This window comes from Microcystis sp. M44BS1 (assembly GCF_020244875.1).
Classification (GTDB): Bacteria; Cyanobacteriota; Cyanobacteriia; order Cyanobacteriales; family Microcystaceae; genus Microcystis; species Microcystis panniformis.
The window spans coordinates 1-15622 of record NZ_JADBVM010000258.1 but is presented as its reverse complement, the minus strand read 5'-3'; the positions used below and the strand labels follow the sequence as shown (position 1 = coordinate 15622).

General features: G+C 44.1%; 20 protein-coding genes. 7 read left to right on the top strand and 13 right to left on the bottom strand.

Annotated features, from left to right (window positions below; all coding sequences use genetic code 11):
- The 3 genes from IM515_RS20060 to IM515_RS20050 form a co-directional block, all read right to left on the bottom strand.
- Positions 1-909: protein kinase domain-containing protein (locus tag IM515_RS20060; protein WP_287627725.1), on the bottom strand; the 909-nt coding region annotated here is incomplete at its 3' end.
- Positions 910-1131: 222 nt separating this feature from the next.
- The gene (locus IM515_RS20055) at positions 1132-1254 is read right to left on the bottom strand and encodes a hypothetical protein (protein WP_287627724.1); all 123 of its coding nucleotides are present in this window, start codon (positions 1252-1254) and stop codon (positions 1132-1134) included.
- Between the two features lie 171 nt (positions 1255-1425).
- On the bottom strand, positions 1426-1650 hold the full coding sequence (locus tag IM515_RS20050) for a hypothetical protein (RefSeq protein ID WP_002740738.1): 225 nt from the start codon (positions 1648-1650) through the stop codon (positions 1426-1428).
- 537 nt (positions 1651-2187) lie between these two features.
- On the opposite strand from IM515_RS20050, the gene IM515_RS20045 reads away from it, so the two are divergent.
- Together IM515_RS20045 and IM515_RS20040 are read left to right on the top strand one after the other, a co-directional pair.
- The gene (locus IM515_RS20045; RefSeq protein ID WP_287627722.1) at positions 2188-2412 is read left to right on the top strand and encodes a hypothetical protein; all 225 of its coding nucleotides are present in this window, start codon (positions 2188-2190) and stop codon (positions 2410-2412) included.
- A 164-nt stretch (positions 2413-2576) separates the two neighbouring features.
- The gene (locus IM515_RS20040; RefSeq protein WP_287633253.1) at positions 2577-2939 is read left to right on the top strand and encodes a putative toxin-antitoxin system toxin component, PIN family; all 363 of its coding nucleotides are present in this window, start codon (positions 2577-2579) and stop codon (positions 2937-2939) included.
- 45 nt (positions 2940-2984) lie between these two features.
- On the opposite strand, the gene IM515_RS20035 is transcribed toward IM515_RS20040, so the two are convergent.
- From IM515_RS20035 to IM515_RS19990, 10 genes are all read right to left on the bottom strand, one after another.
- Positions 2985-3932: a F0F1 ATP synthase subunit gamma gene (locus tag IM515_RS20035; protein ID WP_002763363.1), complete on the bottom strand. Its 948-nt coding sequence runs from the start codon at positions 3930-3932 to the stop codon at positions 2985-2987.
- Between the two features lie 198 nt (positions 3933-4130).
- Complete coding sequence (gene atpA / locus IM515_RS20030; protein ID WP_002769608.1) at positions 4131-5639, bottom strand: F0F1 ATP synthase subunit alpha; 1509 nt, start codon at positions 5637-5639, stop codon at positions 4131-4133.
- A gap of 68 nt (positions 5640-5707) precedes the next feature.
- On the bottom strand, positions 5708-6256 hold the full coding sequence (gene atpH / locus IM515_RS20025) for an ATP synthase F1 subunit delta (RefSeq protein ID WP_002769606.1): 549 nt from the start codon (positions 6254-6256) through the stop codon (positions 5708-5710).
- On the bottom strand, positions 6257-6799 hold the full coding sequence (locus IM515_RS20020; RefSeq protein WP_002769604.1) for a F0F1 ATP synthase subunit B: 543 nt from the start codon (positions 6797-6799) through the stop codon (positions 6257-6259). It lies immediately after the preceding gene.
- A 126-nt stretch (positions 6800-6925) separates the two neighbouring features.
- Entirely contained in the window at positions 6926-7357 is a 432-nt protein-coding gene (locus IM515_RS20015) for a F0F1 ATP synthase subunit B' (protein WP_002769600.1), read from the bottom strand.
- A gap of 230 nt (positions 7358-7587) precedes the next feature.
- Positions 7588-7833, bottom strand: a complete 246-nt coding sequence (gene atpE / locus IM515_RS20010) for an ATP synthase F0 subunit C (RefSeq protein WP_002740068.1) — start codon at positions 7831-7833, stop codon at positions 7588-7590.
- Between the two features lie 231 nt (positions 7834-8064).
- Positions 8065-8814 (bottom strand): F0F1 ATP synthase subunit A, encoded by a 750-nt coding sequence (gene atpB / locus IM515_RS20005; protein ID WP_002739857.1) that lies wholly within the window; start codon positions 8812-8814, stop codon positions 8065-8067.
- A gap of 57 nt (positions 8815-8871) precedes the next feature.
- Positions 8872-9234 (bottom strand): ATP synthase subunit I, encoded by a 363-nt coding sequence (locus IM515_RS20000; protein ID WP_002789747.1) that lies wholly within the window; start codon positions 9232-9234, stop codon positions 8872-8874.
- Positions 9235-9885: 651 nt separating this feature from the next.
- Entirely contained in the window at positions 9886-10326 is a 441-nt protein-coding gene (gene psbQ, locus IM515_RS19995; protein WP_045360899.1) for a photosystem II protein PsbQ, read from the bottom strand.
- A gap of 238 nt (positions 10327-10564) precedes the next feature.
- Positions 10565-11695, bottom strand: a complete 1131-nt coding sequence (locus IM515_RS19990) for an FAD-dependent oxidoreductase (protein ID WP_287627717.1) — start codon at positions 11693-11695, stop codon at positions 10565-10567.
- Positions 11696-11914: 219 nt separating this feature from the next.
- Here IM515_RS19990 and IM515_RS19985 point away from each other — a divergent pair, with 219 nt between their 5' ends.
- The 5 genes from IM515_RS19985 to phaE all read left to right on the top strand — a co-directional run bounded on the left by IM515_RS19985 (position 11915) and on the right by phaE (position 15470).
- Positions 11915-13105: a thiolase family protein gene (locus tag IM515_RS19985; RefSeq protein ID WP_002769592.1), complete on the top strand. Its 1191-nt coding sequence runs from the start codon at positions 11915-11917 to the stop codon at positions 13103-13105.
- A 12-nt stretch (positions 13106-13117) separates the two neighbouring features.
- Positions 13118-13834, top strand: coding sequence for an acetoacetyl-CoA reductase PhaB (phaB, locus tag IM515_RS19980; protein WP_287627714.1), 717 nt, complete (start codon positions 13118-13120; stop codon positions 13832-13834).
- Between the two features lie 89 nt (positions 13835-13923).
- Positions 13924-14199, top strand: coding sequence for a BrnT family toxin (locus tag IM515_RS19975; RefSeq protein ID WP_190722734.1), 276 nt, complete (start codon positions 13924-13926; stop codon positions 14197-14199).
- Positions 14183-14395, top strand: coding sequence for a hypothetical protein (locus tag IM515_RS19970; RefSeq protein WP_002784823.1), 213 nt, complete (start codon positions 14183-14185; stop codon positions 14393-14395). Before IM515_RS19975 ends, IM515_RS19970 begins: the two co-directional genes overlap by 17 nt.
- 79 nt (positions 14396-14474) lie before the next feature.
- A complete protein-coding gene (gene phaE / locus IM515_RS19965) occupies positions 14475-15470 on the top strand; it encodes a class III poly(R)-hydroxyalkanoic acid synthase subunit PhaE (RefSeq protein WP_287627713.1) in 996 nt (331 codons plus the stop codon).
- The last annotated feature ends 152 nt before the right edge of the window (positions 15471-15622 follow it).

Below are 15622 nucleotides of genomic sequence, written 5' to 3'. Positions count from 1 at the left end.
TGCTGGTGTTTGTATCGAAGTTGCTGGTGATTGTCCCGTCAAATCTTGTAAAATCTCCCGCGCTGACTGATAACGCTTTCTTGTCCCAAACTCGATCATTTTATCAAGAATGCGCCCTAAATCATCCCGAACATTATTATTAACTAAAAACTGTCGCCAAATCCATTCATGGTCACTGGTATCAAATAAATCAAAGGGTGAAATCTGAGTCAACAAATAAATACAAGTGACTCCTAAACTATACAAATCACTAGGATTGTTCGCCTTACCGTTAGCTTGTTCTGGTGCGACATATTCCGCTGAACCGATTACCGTACCAGTAACAGAACGGTTAAGAGGTGTAACAACTTTAGACGCGCCAAAATCTACTAAAACCGCTTTCTTGTCTGAGTTACGTCTAATAATATTTTCTGGTTTAATGTCTCGGTGAACTACTCCCTGACTATGGATAAAATCTAAAACTGGCAAAATATCTGTTAATAAAGCTTTAATCTTGGCTTCATTAAATACCCCTTGGCTTCTTAATTCTTGTTCTAAATTCTGTCCTTCAATATATTCTTGTACCAAATATTGACGATCATCATCATGATTGAGATAGGCGAAAAGTTCAGGGATTTGGGGATGTTTTCCTAACTTCTCTAATTGGATTGCTTCTTTTTCAAACAATTCTGAGGCTTTCTCAATTGTATCAGTTCCTTGAGCCGAAGGAAAAAACTGTTTAATCACACAATAAGGTTTAGAAGGCTTACTATAATCTACCGCTTTAAAAGTGCGACCAAATCCTCCTTGACCAATTAATTTAATTGCTTGATAACGCTCTTGTAAGAACAATTTAGAGCGGCATTTTTCACAGAATTTATTACCATCTGGATTGGCAGAAGAACAATTAGGATTGAGACATAGACTCATGGTTTTTACTCCTTTAAGTAGTTGGGTTGACGTTAAAAAAGTAGCTCTCTTAGGTTTGGTGGGTAAAATGTATTCTAAGATACAGTCCTGCCAGCGAGCGAGTGGAAGGAACCACAGAGACACAGAGGACACAAAGATTGATCGCTTCTATAATAAGTTAAACTGGTCGCAACGCGCTCGCTACGCGAGATCATACAAAGAATAAGAGAGCCACTATCAGTGTCATCCAAGATTTGTAGCGGCCAGTGCCTTCGCAGAAAAAGAAGAGTCTGCATAACTGAGAATAATAGGAATTGTCGGTAATGCTTCATCCTCAGAAAAGGGAAACTCAACTGTACTAGGCATGAGCAGATGCCCCTTGGTCATCCTGAATCATCTGCATCAGTCTAACGCACCCTACCGGACTGTTTCAGCTAAAATAGGGCAATAGATTTCGGCTTAAAGTCTTAGATTATAGAATTTCTAGCATTTTTCTAATACACCAAATTAGCTGAAACAATCCACTACGTTTTACTACTAATCACGCCGGCTACTCAAGAGGGCCGTGATCAGCAAATAGGCCAGCGTCACCCCGATACTGATTTGGAAGGAATAGGGAGCAGCGCGGTATCGATACCAACTAGAAAAAGATTCAAGAATTCTCAGGGTGAACAACACCACCCAATTTAAGGAAAGCATTAGGAGATAAAAAAACGCCCCGACTCCCAACGACTGCACAAACCGATTTTTTAATAAATCCATAGCCCTAACCAAGTTAACTCGAACTCTTACAAATTAATTATATGTTATAATCGTGGTTTAACTAATTTTCCCAAAAAAATTAGCATTACTTTTCTCCATCAATACTAAACACAAGCACGATACTGAAAATGATAGGAATTGTCGGTAATGCGTTATCCTCAGAAAAGGGAAACTCAACTTTACTAGGCATGAGCAGATGCCCCTTGGTCATCCTGAATCATCTGCATCAGAATGTTTGCAGCTGCCGTTGCGTACTAGGGCGACCAAATTGGTTACTCTGATGCGGAGAAGATGAATTGTAGTTCAGCGTCTGGGATTTGTGTGGCCAAGAGTTTGAAGAGTGATAATTTGTCTGACTGACTCAGATTATTGACCAGAGGAATTAACTCAGCGAGTGACATGGTTTAAACTTCTAGAGGTGCGAGAATAAATTCTCAATAAAATCTTAATTGGGAGTATTATCTGGAAAAATTCGTCTAGTATATAGTCAGAAAGAGTTTTAAATAGTTTAGAAACATTCTTTGGTATGTAAAACCTATGGAAGTTAGAGAGATTAAAATTCGTGTTGACGCGGAATCGGCGGAAATTTATGAATCAGCTATATTTGCTGATCGCCAAAAGCTTGATGCTCTTCTTAGTTTGAAGTTGAAAGAATTTGCTAAAAAACGCCGTCCACTAGAGGCTGTTATGAGTGATATCAGTCGGAAAGCACAAGCTAGAGGCTTAACTCCCGAAATTTTGAGTAATTTGCTAAGTGAGTAAAGTGCGATACGTTTTTGATACCAACGTAATCATTAAGTAGTCGTGCAAAATTAATTTCCTAGTGAAGATAGGCAAGAGGCAAGAGGCAAGAGCGGGGTTAGATATGTGTAATTAATTTTGCCTAGGTACTTAGCTCTTTGCTGTTTGAGGGTAGTAATCCTGACTTGGCAATTAGGGATGCACTCCAAAACGGCAAAATTTTGTTCTCATTAGAACTAATAGAAGAAATTGACGAAGTTCTCAGTCGTGCAAAGTTTAGAAAATATATCACAGATCAAGAAAGGGAAGAATTTTTAGACAGCTTTATAGATAGGGGAATATTGATTGAGGTGGTAGATGTTGTCAACGAGTGCCGTGATGCCAAGGATGACAAGATTTTAGAGTTATCGCTTAGTGGTAAAGCTGATTTGATTATCAGTGGAGATAAAGATCTGTTGGTTCTTAATCCTTTTCGCTCAATACAAATACAATCTGTTGATCAGTTTCTAAAAAGTGTTGGTCACTATCCACCAAACAAAAAGGAGTGAAAATAATCACTCCTACTGATAATCAAAAGAAAAACAGGCTTAAACCTAGAGAGCGTTGGCTCCTGCTACTACTTCTAACAATTCTTGCGTAATAGCGGCTTGACGCGCTTTATTGTAGGTACGGCTTAAAGTCCCGATTAACTCGCTGGCGTTCTCGCTGGCGTTACTCATCGCCGTCATCCGGGCTGCTAATTCACTCGCTGCCGATTCCTGGAGGGCGCGCAGTAATTGGTTATTTAAGTACAAAGGTAGGAGAGAATCGAGGATTTGGACGGGATTCTGCTCAAAAATCATGTCTTGGGGAAAAACCTGCGCTGGTTGGCTGGCCATTTTTTCCCGTTGTACCTTAAATTTTCCTTCTTTAGTCACCAAACGGAAAATCTCGTCATCCTGTACCGCTAAACCTTGGGTAGTTAAAGGTAACAGGGTTTGAATCACCGGAGTGGCACTGATCAGGGAGATAAAACGAGTATAAATTAACTCGACGCGATCGACTGTTTCCGATAAAAATAAGGAGAGCAATTCATCCCCAATCGTGCCAGCTTCATCGGCAGTGGGAATCTGTTCGAGGTTAATAAATTTGGCGGCAATGGGAGCATTCCGGCGCTCGAAATACTGTGCCGCTTTCCGGCCGGCAACCACTAATTGATACTTAATCCCTTGCTCTTTTAATTCATTCATCCGTTGTTCGGCACGACGGATGACGTTAGTATTATAACCGCCACAAAGACCTCGATCGCCTGTCACTACCAACAGAGCCACGGTTTTTACTTCCCGTTGGGCCAGTAGGGGTAAATTAACATCACTAAAGGCTAAACGACCTTGGAGATTATAGAGTACCTGAGCGAGGGCATCGGCAAAAGGACGGGTACAGAGAACTTGTTCTTGGGCGCGACGCACTTTTGCTGCCGCCACCAGACGCATGGCCTCGGTAATTTTTTTGGTATTTTTGACCGATTGAATTTGGTCGCGAATCGCTTTGAGATTAGGCATAATTCAGTTATCAGTTATCAGTTATCAGTCATCAGTTATCAGTCATCAGTCAAGATTCGGTGTTTAGGAGGGAATGGAGAGGTGGGGAAATAGGGAGATCGGGAAATTTCAACTAATACCCCAAAACCCCAAAACCTCAACACCCCATCCCCTAAAACCTAACCCCCATTACCAACATTCATTTACTGATTACCAAGATTATTTAAAAGCCTGTTTGTACTCGTTGATGCCATCTTTGAGCAGGCCTTCCGCTTCGTCGTTGAGTTGTTTTTCAGTGCTGACGATCTCAACGTAACGAGGTTTGCTGGTTTTCAGGTATTCCCGTAAACCGGCGCAGAAATCGATAACTTTATCGGTGGCGATATCGTCGAGATAACCGTTTAAACCGGCATAAACCACCGCCACCTGTTCCCAAACGGAGAGGGGGAAGTTTTGGGGCTGTTTGAGGATTTGACGCAGACGTTGACCGCGAGACAGTTGTGCTTGGGTGGCCGCATCAAGGTCAGAAGCGAATTGAGCAAAAGCTTCTAATTCGTCAAACTGGGCTAATTCCAGTTTTAATTTACCAGCAACTTTCTTCATCGCTTTCGTTTGGGCCGCCGAACCGACGCGGGATACGGAAATACCAGCGTTAATTGCGGGACGGAAACCAGCGTTAAAGAGGTCGGTGGAGAGGAAGATCTGACCGTCAGTAATCGAAATTACATTGGTGGGAATGTAGGCAGAAACGTCACCGGCCTGGGTTTCGATAATCGGCAGGGCGGTCATGCTACCACCACCGAGGGCATCGCTGAGTTTAGCGGCGCGTTCTAGTAAACGGGAGTGGAGATAGAAAACGTCGCCGGGGTAAGCTTCCCGACCGGGAGGACGACGCATGAGCAGGGATAGCTGACGATAAGCTTGAGCCTGTTTGGTGAGGTCATCGTAGATAACTAGGGTCGCTTTGCCTTTATACATGAAGTATTCGGCGATCGAAGCTCCGGTGTAGGGGGCGATATACTGGAGGGTGGCGGGGTCGTTAGCGTTAGCGGCCACCACCACGGTGTAATCCATGGCGCCTCTTTGGGTGAGGGTGTCGATTACTTGGGCGACGGTGGAGGCTTTTTGACCGATGGCGACATAGACACAGATCACGTCTTCGCTTTTCTGGTTAATGATCGTGTCAATGGCGATCGCTGTTTTACCGGTTTTTCTGTCACCGATAATTAACTCCCGTTGACCACGACCGACGGGAATCATGGCATCGATAGCGGTAATGCCGGTTTGCATCGGTTCACAGACGGATTTGCGAGCGACAATACCGGGGGCGGGGGATTCCACCAGACGGGTTTCGCTGGCGAGGATGTCCCCTTTCCCGTCGATGGGACGACCGAGGGCATCAACGACGCGGCCGACTAAGGCGTCACCCACGGGAACCTGAGCGATTTTACCGGTAGCTTTCACCGTACCGCCTTCTTTAATCCCGAAACCGTCACCCATTAACACCGCACCGACGTTATCTTCTTCGAGGTTAAGGGCGATGCCGACGGTTCCATCTTCAAATTCTAATAGTTCTCCCGACATGGCCTGTTGTAGGCCGTAGATGCGGGCAGTACCGTCACCCACTTGCAGGACGGTTCCCACGTTGGAGACCTGTACTTCTTGGTTATAGGATTCGATCTGTTGACGAATAATCGTGCTAATTTCGTCGGGTCTGATAGCTACCATAGTTTAATCTGGGAAAAAGTAAAAAATTAGAAGGTGAAAAAACGGCAAAAAAGAGAGATTAGATGACCTTAGCGCAGGGAGAGGCTGAGGCGTTGTAGTTGACCGCGAATGCTGGCATCAAAGACTTGGGAACCGACTTTGATCACCACACCACCGATCAGGCTGGTATCAACTTTGGTTTTCAGTTCGACCACATTCGCCCCGGTCAGGGTTTTCACTTTGTCGATGACGATTTGTTTTTGGCTATCGTTCAATTCGGTGGCCGAGGAAACTTCCGCTAAAACGGTGTTAGTCAGCGCTCTGGCCAGGGTGAGATATTGTTGACAAACGGGTTCTAAAAATTGAATCCGACGTTTATCGACTAATAACATCATGAAGTTAGTTAAATAGGGATTGGCACTGGTCCCCATTACTTGGGAAAGAACGGCTTTTTTAGCTTCTTCTTTGATGACGGGATTGCCGATAAAAGCTCTTAGATCGGGAGCATTTTCCAACAATTCTAAGAGGGATTTAATTTCGCCGCCGATCGCTTCTAATTGTCCGCTGCTTTGGGCGACGGAAAGTAATGCTTGGGCGTAGGGTTCGGCAATTTCTGAACTGATTAAACTTCCCTGCATCTATTTACCTCCTAGGTTGGCCAAACTGCGATCAATTAGGGTTTGTTGTACCGATTCTTCCAGACCGGCGCTTAATTGGGATTCCACATTAGCTAAGGCTAAAGCGGTAATTCTTTGGCGTAATTCTACTAAAACGCGATCCTGTTCCGCCGAGAGATCTTTAGCGGCACTTTCGCGCATTCTTTGAATATCGAGTTCGGCTTGGGCGGCGATGTCGGCGGTGACAGTTTTAGCTCTATCTCGAGCATTATTGATAATTTGTCCCGCCTCTTGTTTTGCTAGGGCGAGTTTTTTCTGTTCTTCGGCGAGGGCGTTAGCGGCAATATTTTTCCGGTCTTCAGCTTCGGCTAAAGCTTCAGCAATCTTCGACTGACGTTCTCCGAGGATTTGTCCGAGAACTTTGCGGCCGTAGAAGATGACTAAACCGAGCAGAATTGAGAGGTTAAATAGGTTAGTTCCTAGGATATCGGTGTTGATGCCGAATCCTTCCGCTGCCGCTTCCTTCGCCTCCGTGGCTAATAATAAAACTGTGTCGATGATCATGATTATTGAGGGCGGGGAGTAGGTTATTCAGTTATCAGTTATCAGAGGTAAGTTATCAGTCTTCTAACTCCTGACGACTGAGTTCTATCTTTTCACTGATCACTGTTATTAACCAAGGGCTGGGGTTTAGCGAACGAGTTCGGGGCCGAGGAGTTTTTCGAGAATTTGACGGGAAAGAGAGGCCACTTGTCCTTCTAGAGAACGAAAGGCTTCTTCTTTCTGTTGGGCAATTTCGGCGGCGACGGCTTCTTTACGAGCGATCGCTTCTTTTTGGGCTGCGGCAACTCGTTCGCTGGCTAGTTTTTGGGCCTCGGCTTGCGCTTGGGCGATAATCTCTTGGGATTGTTTACGAGCCGAACTTAATTGCAATTCGTACTCTTGTACCAGTGCTTCGGTTTTGGCTAGTTGTTCTTTGGCTCCACCTTCGGTTTGCCGAATATACTCCGCCCGTTCATCTAAAACTTTACTGAGGGGTTTATAAAAAACGGCGTTCAGGATCACTGCCAAAAGAATAAACTGTAGTGCCATCACTGGCAGGGTGGCATCGAAATCAAACATTGATTTATTCCTGATAAATAGAAGCTATAGACAGGTTCAAAAAAGGAAGATGATCCCCCTGCTTTAACAATAAACAGTCAGGGGGAATCACTAAAATTCCCTTAATTAGCTATCAGCCTTCCGTCCCAAAAACCAGACTTTTTAGTTGGCTGCTTGGGCGGTTTTTTATAGTTTTGAAAACTCCGCTGCCAAGCTGAGGACTGGGGGCTGATAGCCCACTGCTTTTTTAATTAGGCGAAGGGGTTAGCGAACAGTAAAACGAGAGCGATAACCAAGCCGTAGATGGTTAAGGATTCCATGAATGCCAAGCTGAGGAGAAGGGTACCACGAATTCTTCCTTCAGCTTCGGGTTGACGGGCGATACCGGAAACAGCTTCTCCAGAAGCGGTACCTTGACCAACACCGGGGCCGATAGCGGCTAAACCAACGGCGAGGGCGGCGGCGATAACGGAAGCGGCAGCTACTGTGGGGTTCATGGTGATTTTTTCCTCTATTTACTAATCAATTTCAATCTGTTGTTTACAGAGCGCGTTCTCAGCCGTAAAAAATGGCTGGTTTTCTGCTCAAAACTCCCGAAAGAGTTTTTGGGAAAGAACGATCTGGGAATTCAGTTGCTCATCCTGAATTCGACCAATAATTTCTTAGTTATTATCCTATTATTTGGACACTTTTTCCTAAGAAATTTTTCTTTTTTTCGTCCCTCGCTTTTAAGCGTGTTCCTCTTCGTGTTCCGATTCCAGTGCCTCATGGATATAGGCCCCGGCAAGGGTGGCGAAGACAAGGGCCTGAATAGCGCTGGTAAATAAACCGAGAGCCATCAGGGGTAGGGGTACGACTAGGGGGACAAGGAAGACTAATACGGCCACTACCAACTCGTCCGCGAGGATGTTTCCGAAAAGACGGAAGCTGAGGGAGAGGGGTTTGGTAAAGTCTTCTAAAATTTTGATCGGTAATAGCACGGGAATCGGCTCTAGGTAGTGAGCGAAGTAACCGAGTCCTTTTTTACTGATGCCCGCGTAGAAGTAAGCGAGGGAAGTCAGTAGGGCTAACGCCACCGTGGTATTGATGTCGTTAGTGGGGGCGGCTAATTCCCCTTCGGGCAGTTCGATTAACTTCCAAGGAATCAAGGCCCCTAACCAGTTAGAAACGAAAATAAATAAAAATAGGGTGCCGATGAAGGGCAACCAGGGTCGATATTCCTTTTCTCCTAGCTGGTTTTTGGCTAAATCGCGCAGAAATTCCAGAACGTACTCCATGAGGTTTTGAATACCGCTAGGGACTTTCTGGATCTTGCGGGTAGCGGCGATCGAGGCGATGATTAAGATAGCGAAGACGATCCAGGAGACCGCGATCACTTGCCCGTGAATTTTTAGTCCGCCGATGTGCCAGTACCAGTGTTGTCCCACTTCCAGGGAAGCGAGACTATAAAAATTAAGCACACTTAAACTGTCTAACATTTCCACCTTGGGGAGATTCAGGTTCGCAAATCAGGGTTATTTTAACGGTCAAAGGGTTTAGGAATCGGCTTTCTGCTCCAGCTTGAAGATGGTTTGCAGGGTATAGACGATGATTGCGCCTTTATAGGTCAAAAAACCCAAAAAAACCGGCACTATGTGCAGTTCTTGCCAACGACTGGCGATGATGATTAATCCAGCGAATAGGGCTAATCCTTTTTTGCCTACCCGATTTTTCGTTACCCCCAATTTTTCCACTTCCCCGGCGAGGAGTTTTAGGTAAACGACTCCCACCATTGCCCCTAATAGGTAATTAAGGGCAGTATTGAGGGAATAAAACAAGCACACGGGTATAAAGATCAGACCGCTTAAGATCAGGGTGGTGATCAATAGGGTGTTTTGTAGTTGATAGTATTCCCGCATCGGATCTGACGGCGGGTTAGTTTCTGGGGTTGGGGGAGATTCGATCGATGGGTCAGACAAGGTACACCTAAATCAGCGATAGACTAATCTCAATATCTGGATTGCTTTCCCAGCTATGACGCTCAGGTAAGCCACAAGACATATTATCACGGCAGTGGCAACAATTATTAAGCAATTGTAAATTGTCTTGATTCCCCCCGCTCGCAGCCGTCAGCTTTTTTCTCTCCCCCTCCCCTGCTCCTTTCTCCCCACTTCCCCAACTCCGGCGCTCCCTCTTGCCTGTTCCCTAAAACCAGAGACTTCCTACCTCACTATTAAGATAACTGCGATAACTGTGTTTTTGAGGACATTGTTTCTTGTCCCCACTCCTCAATAAACCCGAACCTGAAGAAAAATTTACCCCTACCCCCTACCCTAAAAGAAAAATTTTTTCTGGAAAGTTTTTCAGCATCAGGGTTTGATGGTTTGAGTGCCAGCTTGATCATTTTAACCAATATCATCCTTGCCCTTGGCGGGGGGTTAAAATTTGCTGCTATAAATAAGAAAAAAAGTTTTTGTGTGCTTCTCTCTGACAACAATCTCTAGGCAAAAAGCCGGAGATTTTTTTAAAAAGCTGATAACTGATCACTGATAACTGATCACTGATAAAAACTAACTAGGAACAATATTTAAGAAAGCATCGAAGTCTTTTAATGCTTCTTGGAATTGATTAGCAGCGAGACTAGCATCTTTTTCTTTGGCTGCCGCATCGATACGTTCAAAGTGAACGAAAAGATTTTTCGCTAACTGCTTGGCTTTTTCTTGGTCTTTGGGCAGTAAATTACGGGATAATCCTACCATTTCCTGACGCAATTGCCCCAAAGGACCGTGGATATAGGTGCGAGTATCTACCCAATTTTTGTCAGCGATGAGGTCTTGCAAAACGCTCATTTTTTCGCGAAATCCTTCTATGGGTTGGATGTAAACCTGTAACTGTTCGATTTTTTGCGGACTGTAAACGGTGGGGATAGTTGCTTGGGGACCACTGCAGCTAACCAGCAGGGTAGTAACTAGGACTAAAACTAGGGAAATAATCGAGCGAAGACGTGGCATTGGTTTATATGTACTATTTAACAAACTATTGACGTTCTCTCCCTTAACCAGTCAAGGTATCGGGACGATTTTTACTTTATCAGGTTGTGGGATTCCCAAATCAGATTTTACTCCCAACGGCCTTGACAATAACTCGGTGTTATTGGACGATAATCAGCAATTTTGCCTCTGATCCCCCCTTAATCCCCCCTTGATAAAGGGGGTGTCTGATAATTTTTAACACCTACCTACTTATTGATTACAGCTTAAACTGTTTCATAAAAGCTCGATCGATCCGATCTTTCCATAACCATAATAACGGTGATTGCCAGCCAAAACTGCCCCAAGATGCGATCGCTTGTTGGTCTCCTGTCCCGATTAAACTCAGATAATTTTTCTGGGGGAAATAGGGTTTTAGAGGCTGATTTTGCAGAATTCTTGCTAAATTATCGAACAGGGGTTTACCTTGTCGGACGGCAAAAACTCCCGCTTTCGGACGGGGATAATCTGGAATCGTGGCAATATCTCCCACGGCAAAAATATGGGGATGGGAAAGAGATTGCAGATAATTATTCACTAAAATAAACCCTTTTTCATCTGTCAGTAATCCTGACGCTTTTATCCAACTAGGGGCCGAGGCAGCCGTTACCCAAATTGTATAATCTGTGGGCAAAACTAACCCCGATGAACAGATAATCTGATCTGCTTGCACTGCCGTCACATCCGTTGATAAATATAATCTAATTCCCCTTTGTTGACAAATATTCTCTAAACGTTGACCGACCCAATTATTATGGGCTGGTAGGAGTTTTTTTCCTCGATGAATTAGAGATAAATTCAAATTACTGCTAGAGTTGAGAATTTTGGCCAAACGGGACTGCATATTTAAAGCTAATTCGACCCCGCCCGCGCCTCCACCAACAATGACGATATTTAGAGTATTATTGGGGTTAATAACCGCTTTTTTGAGGATTTCTTGCCATCCTTCCCGAAAAATCGGCACTGGTTTGGCGGGAATAGCGTACTCTTTAGCACCGATAACATTATCTACTGCCGGAATGCTGCCGATATCGATCGAGAGATAATCAAAGGGAATCTGTAAAGAATTATTACAAGTTACTTGACATTTTTCCGTATCTATGAAATTAGCCTTGGCTAAACAGAATTGCGCTTGAGAATACCTAGCTAGAGAAGGTAAATCGATATGAGTCTCGGCAAAATCATAAAAACCGGCGATGTGGCCGGGTAACATTCCCGAATAGGGGGTATGGGTGACATCGCTAATTAAAGTTAATTGAACGTTTTTTAGGGGTGATTGCCCCCAAAGACGAAGAGCGATCGCATGACTATGGCCACCACCGATAAAAACTAGGCGCTTGACTAAATCCATAAAAAAAGGGGATTGCTGCCAGAAAAGTTAAATTCTAATGAATATATCTTCTGACACAGAAATTCTGTTGCAAAATCGAGAGTGGATAGACAAAAACTCAAGACATCGGGGCCAGGAGCTTTTAACCAATGACAGTCAATTGGCATTTGGCTTTTTTCGGACTCGATATTCTTAAGTAAATTCTATCTAGTATCTTCGCTTCCCAATAGAGAGAAGTCTATGCAAGAAGTTTATATCGTGGCCGCTGTCCGGACTCCAATTGGTCGTTTTGGTGGGGGATTAATCGGATTATCCCCGGCGGATTTAGGGGCAACAGTGATGAAATCTGCCCTAGAAATCGCTAATTTGCCCCCAGAAGCCCTAGATTTGTATATTTTCGGCAATGTTTTGGGATCGGGTCATGGTCAGTTAATTCCCCGACAAGCGGCGATTAAAGCAGGAATTCCCGTAAGCGTGGACGGATATCGGGTGGATATGGTTTGTTCTTCGGGAATGATTGCCGTTAGTAACGCTGCTACCTCAATTCGCGCTGGAGAAGCGGATCTCGTCCTCGCCGGTGGCATTGAATCCATGTCCCAAACTGGCTTTTTTCTCTCCCATCGGGCCCGGTGGGGTTATAAATTCCTCATGGGTGCGCCGGAACAATTAACCGACCTATTACTGCACGATGGCTTAACCGATGCTACCACGGCTGAGGTTATGGGTTCCCAAGTCGATCGCCTCTGTCTCGATCGCGGTGTCTCTCGGCAAGCATTAGATGAAATTGCCGCCTTATCCCACCAAAGAGCGGCCACAGCCACAGAAAAAGGCTGGTTTAACGGTGAAATCGTGCCAATTGAGCTTAAATCTAAGAAAGGTTCCACAATTATCGCTCAAGATGAGGGTATTCGTTCCGATAGTACCCCAGAAGGTTTAGGAAAACTGCGGCCGGCTTTTAATCCGTCGGGAGTTTTAACCGCGGGGAATAGTAGTCAGATTTCCGATGGGGCCGCCGCTATCCTTTTAGCCAGTCAAAAAGCTGTGGATCAGTACGGTTTAAAACCAATTGCCAAAATCCTTGGCGGCGCTGTGGCTGCCGGAAAAACCGATCGCTTCCCGGAAGCCACCGTCCCGGCGGTGAAAAAATTACTGGCATCTTTAGATAAAACGATCGAAGATTTCGATTTAGTGGAAAATAACGAAGCTTTTGCCTTAAATAATCTGCTTTTTGAGATGGATCTGGGGTTAGCGAGGGAAAAACAAAACGTTCACGGTGGTGCGATCGCATTAGGTCATCCCATCGGTGCTTCCGGAGCGCGGATTCTGGTGACGTTAATTAACGCGTTGAAAGTACAGGATAAAACCCTCGGTATGGCGGCCATCTGTCATGGGACCGGTGGCGGAACAGCGATCGCAATTGAAAGAGTTTAGGAGGAAAAAGCTATGGTATCTCTGGGACTAGAGGAGAAAGTTATCGTCGTTACGGGCGGAAATCGAGGCATTGGGGCGGCTATTGTCTCTCTTTTGATAGATTTGGGGGCCAAGGTGGCCTACACGGATTTAGTCGCCGATAATCCCCAGGGTTTAGGCATTGTCGCCGACGTGACTAAGTTGGAATCCATGGCAGCGGCAGCTAAACAAATTGAAGCGGAATTGGGACCGGTTTACGGTATCGTCGCTAACGCGGGGATTACCAGAGATAACTTTTTCCCTAAATTAACGCCGCTAGATTGGGATTTAGTGATTAATGTCAACTTAAAAGGGGTTAATCACACGATTAAGCCGTTTATTGAGGGAATGTATCAACGACAAGCGGGATCGATCGTTTGTATTAGTTCTATTTCCGGTGATCGCGGTAATGCCGGCCAAACTAATTACGCGGCCACAAAAGCGGCAGTTATCGGTTTAGTCAAATCCTTGGCCCGGGAAGCTGCCCGTTATAATATTCGCGCCAATGCGATCGCACCGGGGTTTATTAACACCGAAATGACTTTAGCGATTCCCGATAAAGTTCGCGATAAAATCACCGCCGAAATTCCCTGTCGTCGCTTCGGTGAACCCGCAGATATCGCCTGGGCAACTGCCTATTTACTCTCTCCTGTTGCCAGCAGTTATGTCTCTGGAGAAGTCCTCAGAGTTAATGGGGCCCATCACACCTAATCAGTTATCAGTTATCAGTTATCTAATTCAAAGATGGAAAATGTGTTGGTTATTGTCCCTGCTAAGTTGCTTGATAGTAGCATAAATCTATGAAATTTCAATGGGATCAAGACAAGGCAAATAACAACATCAAAAAACATAGTATATCTTTTGAAGAAGCAGTGACCGTATTTGGGGATCCATTGGCCGTAACGATTTTAGATCCCGATCATTCAGTGGGCGAGTTTCGTTTTCTGACGATAGGACAGTCAAAATCACAAAAGCTGTTAGTCATATCCCATACAGAAAGAGAAAATGAGATTCGCTTAATTAGCGCCCGTTTAGCTAGTAAACAGGAGAGAAAAAATTATGAATCAGGAGTCTGAAGAAACGGTTAATGACGAGATGCGGACTGAATATGACTTTTCTGGTGGTATTCGTGGCAAATATTATCAAGCTTATCGACAGGCTAGTAATGTGATAATTCTCGATCCCGATGTGGCGGAAATTTTTCAAGATTCAGCCTCAGTCAATGAAGCGTTAAGATTACTAGCAAAAATTGCCAAGTCTGGAAAAATATGACTTATCAGTTATCAGTTATCGGGTGTAGGGTGGGTTAGTAAACTAGCGAAATCAGCGTTAAAGGAAAAGGGCAAAAATAATGGATAAACCGACACAAGCTTGGAGTGAGATGGCCGCCGATTACGTCAATCTTTGGACAGAAACCGGGGCAAAAATGTGGTCAAGTTGGTTTGATATGATGGGAGCGATACCGACTCCTATGGGCAATATTAAACCAGAATTGCAAGAGGCAACCCAGCGCTATTTTGATAATCGGGATTTATTGATCAAATTCCTAAAATTATCGATGGAAGCTTGGGAAAGTATCTTCCCGAAAATGCAAACAGGAGAAGACTGGCAAACAATTTTAAATAATTATACCCAACAGATGCGCGGTCAACTGAATAGTTTTACTGCCACCACTTCCCAAAGTAGTCAAGATGTCAGTCAACTATGGACAATTTACCTGCAACAATTGCAAAGTCTCAATCATTTATGGTTCGATCCTTTGGTGCTGTCAAATGAGACAATAAACAAAGCTTGGTTAGGTAACACTTCTTCTTTGATCGAACTCAATAATATCTATTGGCAGAAGTTTTATGATGAAACTTTTGGCCAATGGTTACAGATGCCTTTATTGGGATTGCCGCGAGAATTTAACCGCAAATTACTCGATAGTTTTGAAACTTGGCGCGTTCTTTATCAAGCTAGTATTAACTATCAAATTGTGCTGGCTGATATTCAAGTTAAATCCTTTGAAGCTTTAACTAAAAAATTAGTTTTCCTAGCAGAAAAAGGTCAACCTGTCAAGAATTGGCGAGAATTTCAAGATGTGTGGAGTGTCGTCGCTGATGATATTTTTGAAAAGGCTTTTTGTCAACCAGAAAACCTAAAAGTAAGGGGAAAATTTATTAATTCCCTCAATGATTATCGCCTCAAACAGCAGGATTTAATGGAAATTTACCTGCGCTCAATGAATCTGCCTACCCGCAGCGAAGTCGATGAAATTCATCGGACTGTCTATGAATTACGCAAAGAGGTAAAAAGTCTCAAAAAAGCTTTAGGAGAAAAAAAAGCAGTAGAAAGTAACAATTAGTTAATTGTGCTTGACAATCAGTTATCAGTTATCAGTTATCAGTTATCAGTTATCAGTTATCAGTTATCAGTTATCAGTTATCAGTTATCAGTTATCAGTTATCAGTTATCAGTTATCAGTTATCAGTTATCAGTTATCAGTTATCAGTTATC

What these genes read in the sequence shown, in the direction of transcription:
- IM515_RS20055 (WP_287627724.1), bottom strand. Translation starts at nt 1,254, where the DNA reads ATGCCTAGTACAGTTGAGTTTCCCTTTTCTGAGGATGAAGCATTACCG.
- IM515_RS20050 (WP_002740738.1), bottom strand. Translation starts at nt 1,650, where the DNA reads ATGGATTTATTAAAAAATCGGTTTGTGCAGTCGTTGGGAGTCGGGGCG.
- IM515_RS20045 (WP_287627722.1), top strand. Translation starts at nt 2,188, where the DNA reads ATGGAAGTTAGAGAGATTAAAATTCGTGTTGACGCGGAATCGGCGGAA.
- IM515_RS20035 (WP_002763363.1), bottom strand. Translation starts at nt 3,932, where the DNA reads ATGCCTAATCTCAAAGCGATTCGCGACCAAATTCAATCGGTCAAAAAT.
- atpA (WP_002769608.1), bottom strand. Translation starts at nt 5,639, where the DNA reads ATGGTAGCTATCAGACCCGACGAAATTAGCACGATTATTCGTCAACAG.
- atpH (WP_002769606.1), bottom strand. Translation starts at nt 6,256, where the DNA reads ATGCAGGGAAGTTTAATCAGTTCAGAAATTGCCGAACCCTACGCCCAA.
- IM515_RS20020 (WP_002769604.1), bottom strand. Translation starts at nt 6,799, where the DNA reads ATGATCATCGACACAGTTTTATTATTAGCCACGGAGGCGAAGGAAGCG.
- IM515_RS20015 (WP_002769600.1), bottom strand. Translation starts at nt 7,357, where the DNA reads ATGTTTGATTTCGATGCCACCCTGCCAGTGATGGCACTACAGTTTATT.
- atpE (WP_002740068.1), bottom strand. Translation starts at nt 7,833, where the DNA reads ATGAACCCCACAGTAGCTGCCGCTTCCGTTATCGCCGCCGCCCTCGCC.
- atpB (WP_002739857.1), bottom strand. Translation starts at nt 8,814, where the DNA reads ATGTTAGACAGTTTAAGTGTGCTTAATTTTTATAGTCTCGCTTCCCTG.
- IM515_RS20000 (WP_002789747.1), bottom strand. Translation starts at nt 9,234, where the DNA reads ATGCGGGAATACTATCAACTACAAAACACCCTATTGATCACCACCCTG.
- psbQ (WP_045360899.1), bottom strand. Translation starts at nt 10,326, where the DNA reads ATGCCACGTCTTCGCTCGATTATTTCCCTAGTTTTAGTCCTAGTTACT.
- IM515_RS19990 (WP_287627717.1), bottom strand. Translation starts at nt 11,695, where the DNA reads ATGGATTTAGTCAAGCGCCTAGTTTTTATCGGTGGTGGCCATAGTCAT.
- IM515_RS19985 (WP_002769592.1), top strand. Translation starts at nt 11,915, where the DNA reads ATGCAAGAAGTTTATATCGTGGCCGCTGTCCGGACTCCAATTGGTCGT.
- phaB (WP_287627714.1), top strand. Translation starts at nt 13,118, where the DNA reads ATGGTATCTCTGGGACTAGAGGAGAAAGTTATCGTCGTTACGGGCGGA.
- IM515_RS19975 (WP_190722734.1), top strand. Translation starts at nt 13,924, where the DNA reads ATGAAATTTCAATGGGATCAAGACAAGGCAAATAACAACATCAAAAAA.
- IM515_RS19970 (WP_002784823.1), top strand. Translation starts at nt 14,183, where the DNA reads ATGAATCAGGAGTCTGAAGAAACGGTTAATGACGAGATGCGGACTGAA.
- phaE (WP_287627713.1), top strand. Translation starts at nt 14,475, where the DNA reads ATGGATAAACCGACACAAGCTTGGAGTGAGATGGCCGCCGATTACGTC.